At 63.2% G+C, this 3694-nt stretch carries 2 protein-coding genes; both read right to left on the minus strand.

Going from position 1 to position 3694, the window contains the following annotated elements:
- Positions 1-33 precede the first annotated feature (33 nt).
- Positions 34-3003 (minus strand): Tn3 family transposase, encoded by a 2970-nt coding sequence (locus QMX82_RS25460; protein ID WP_011239983.1) that lies wholly within the window; start codon positions 3001-3003, stop codon positions 34-36.
- 2 nt (positions 3004-3005) lie between these two features.
- On the minus strand, positions 3006-3566 hold the full coding sequence (locus QMX82_RS25465) for a recombinase family protein (RefSeq protein WP_011239984.1): 561 nt from the start codon (positions 3564-3566) through the stop codon (positions 3006-3008).
- Between the last annotated feature and the right edge of the window lie 128 nt (positions 3567-3694).

Consider the following 3694-nt stretch of genomic DNA (forward strand, 5'->3'; position numbering starts at 1 on the left):
GGGGTCGTCTCAGAAAACGGAAAATAAAGCACGCTAAGCAGGTTGCAACGGCCGCAGCGGCCTGAACTTGCCCGCGCCGATCTTGGCGCTGCTGCGCCAGAGGTAATCGCCGGTCAGGTTGATGTGCTCCCAGCCGAGCGGCGACAGGTACTGCAACAGCGCGTCATCGACGGCGTGGCCGTTGCCCCGCAGCGCGTGCGCAGCCCGTTCCAGATAGACCGTGTTCCATAGCACGACGGCCGCCGTCACCAGGTTGAGGCCGCTGGCACGGTAGCGCTGCTGCTCAAAGCTGCGGTCGCGGATTTCACCCAGACGGTTGAAGAACACGGCGCGGGCCAGCGCATTGCGGGCTTCGCCCTTGTTCAGCCCAGCGTGCACGCGACGGCGCAGCTCCACGCTTTGCAACCAATCCAGGATGAACAGCGTGCGCTCGATACGCCCCAGCTCGCGCAGGGCCACGGCCAGGCCGTTCTGGCGCGGATAGCTGCCGAGCTTGCGCAGCATCAGCGAAGCCGTCACCGTGCCCTGCTTGATCGACGTGGCCAGCCGTAGAATTTCATCCCAATGGGCGCGAATAGCCTTGATGTTCAGTCTGTCGCTGCTAATCATCGGCTTGAGCGCGTCGTAGACGGTGTCGCCCTTGGGGATGAACAGCTTGGTGTCGCCCAGGTCGCGGATGCGCGGCGCAAAGCGGAAGCCCAGCAGGTGCATCAGGCCAAATACATGATCGGTGAATCCTGCCGTATCGGTGTAGTGCTCCTCGATGCGCAGGTCGGACTCGTGGTACAGCAAGCCGTCGAGCACATAGGTCGAGTCGCGCACGCCGACATTGACCACCTTGGTGTGGAATGGCGCGTACTGGTCGGAGATGTGGGTGTAGAAAGTCCGCCCAGGACTGCTGCCATATTTCGGGTTGATGTGGCCAGTGCTCTCGGCCTTGCTGCCGGTTCGGAAATTCTGGCCGTCCGACGATGACGTGGTGCCGTCGCCCCAGTGCTCGGCGAAGGGATGCCGGAACTGCGCATTGACCAGTTCGGCCAGCGCCGACGAATAGGTTTCGTCGCGGGTATGCCAGGCTTGGAGCCAGGCGAGCTTGGCGTAGGTCGTTCCGGGGCAGGACTCCGCCATCTTGGTCAGACCCAGGTTGATGGCGTCGGCCAGGATCGTGGTCAGCAGCAGGTTCTTGTCCTTGGCCAGGTCGCCCGATTTCAGGTGCGCGAAGTGCCGGGTGAAGCCTGTCCATTCGTCTACCTCCAGCAGCAGTTCGGTGATCTTGACGTGCGGCAGGATCATTGCTGTCTGGTCGATCAGCGCCTGCGCGGTGTCGGGCACCGCCGCATCGAGCGGCGTGATCTTCAGGCCCGACTCCGTGATGATGGCGTCCGGCAGCTCGTTGGCCAGCGCCATGCGGTTGACGGTGGCGAGCTGCGTTTCCAGCAGCGTCAGCCGGTCATGCAGGTACTGGTCGCAATCGGTGGCCACGGCCAGCGGCAATTCGCTGGCCTGCTTGAGGCTGGCGAATTTCGCGGGTGGCACCAGGTAGTCCTCGAAGTCCTTGAACTGGCGCGATCCCTGCACCCAGATGTCGCCGGAGCGCAGGGCGTTTTTCATCTCCGACAGCGCGCACAGTTCGTAGTAGCGCCGATCGATGCCGGTGTCGGTCATCACCAGCTTCTGCCAGCGCGGCTTGATGAAATCGGTTGGCGCGTCGGCGGGCACCTTGCGGGCGTTGTCGCTGTTCATGTTGCGCAGCACTTCGATGGCCTCCAGCACATCCTTGGCAGCGGGCGCGGCCCGCAGCTTGAGCACGGCGAGGAATTCCGGCGCGTAGCGACGCAGCGTGGCGTAGCTCTCGCCGATGCGGTGCAGGAAATCGAAGTCCTCGGGCTGCGCGAGCTTCTGCGCTTCGGTGACGCTCTCGGCGAAGGCGTCCCAGGACATGACGGCCTCGATGGCGGCAAACGGATCGCGGCCCGATTGCTTGGCCTCGATCAGTGCCTGACCGATACGCCCGAACAGCCGCACCTTGGCGTTGATCGCCTTGCCGGACGCCTGGAACTGCTGCTGATGCTTGTTCTTGGCGGCGTTGAACAGCTTGCCCAGGATGCGGTCGTGCAGGTCGATGATTTCGTCGGTGACGGTGGCCATGCCTTCAATGGCGAGCGCCACCAGGGTCGCGTAGCGCCGCTGCGCCTCGAACTTGGCCAGGTCGGCGGGTGTCATCTGGCCGCCCTCGCGGGCGATCTTGAGCAGCCGGTTTTGGTGGATCAGCCGCTCGATGCCGGTAGGCAGATCGAGCGCCTGCCATGCCTTGAGTCGTTCGATGTGCTCCAGCATATGCCGCGAATTGGGCTTGACGGGTGACTGGCGCAGCCAGGCCAGCCAAGTCGTCTTGCCGTTGTCCCGGCGCTTGAGCAGATCGTCGAGGCGGCGGCGATGCGCGTCCGACAGTGGTTCGGCCAAGGCGTAGTAGATGCGCCGGTTGGCGCGGGTGATCGCTTCGGCGCTCGCCCGCTCGACGGCGTTGAGGGCAGGCAGAATGACCGACTGCCGCCGCAGATGCTCGATCAAGGCGCTGGCCAGCACAATGCCCTTGTCGGTTTGCATGGCCAGCTCGGTCAGCGTGTGGACGGCCTGCCGGTAGTGGCTCATGGTGAAGGGCTGGAAGCCGAACACCGTTTGCAACTCGACCAGATGCTCGCGCCGGGTCTGCTCCCGCTGCCCGTACTCGCCCCAGCTTTCGACACTGACCTTGAGCTGGTCGGCGACCAGTTTCAGCAAGGGCGGAAACGGCGGCTCATCGACGCCAAGGAGGATGCCGGGAAAGCGCAGGTAGCAGAGCTGAACTGCAAAGCCCAAGCGGTTCGCAGGCCCGCGCCGTTGCCGGATGATGGAGAGGTCGGTATCGCTGAACGTGTAGTATCGGATCAAGTCGTCCTTGGTATCCGGCAACGCCAACAGGCTTTCCCGCTCGGCGGCGGACAGAATGGAACGACGTGGCATATTTACTGATCCGCTCTCAAGTATTGATACAGGGTCTCCCGGCTGACACCAAACTCGCGGGCCAGCTTCGCTTTTTGTTCGCCGGCGGCGGCCCGCTGCCGCAGATCGGCTACCTGTTCGGGCGACAGCGCTTTCTTGCGGCCCCGGTAGGCTCCGCGTTGCTTGGCGAGCGCGATGCCTTCCCTCTGCCGCTCGCGGATCAAGGCCCGCTCGAATTCAGCGAACGCCCCCATGACCGACAGCATCAGGTTCGCCATCGGCGAATCCTCGCCGGTGAAGGTCAGGCTCTCCTTGACGAACTCGATGCGCACGCCGCGCTTGGTGAGCTTTTGCACGAGGCGGCGCAAGTCATCGAGGTTGCGCGCCAAGCGATCCATGCTGTGAACCACCACGGTGTCGCCTTCGCGCACGAAGGCCAGCAGCGAATCAAGCTCGGGCCGCTGGGTGTCCTTGCCCGACGCCTTGTCGGTGAACACCTTGCCGACTTCGACGTGTTCAAGTTGCCGTTCCGGGTTCTGGTCGAAGCTGCTGACCCGGACGTAGCCGATGCGTTGACCCTGCAAGATGCCTCCCTGGACGAAAATGTCAGGAAGAAATCTATGACCTTTTTCAGCTAGTGTCAATAAATAACACAACCGACTCTATTCTGACGTTGTGAGGCAGTCTACCCTGACATCCGGTTAGGGTATAG

Origin of the sequence: Pseudomonas sp. PS02302, assembly GCF_029959585.1 — a bacterium.
Classification (GTDB): Bacteria; Pseudomonadota; Gammaproteobacteria; order Pseudomonadales; family Pseudomonadaceae; genus Chryseomonas; species Chryseomonas aestiva.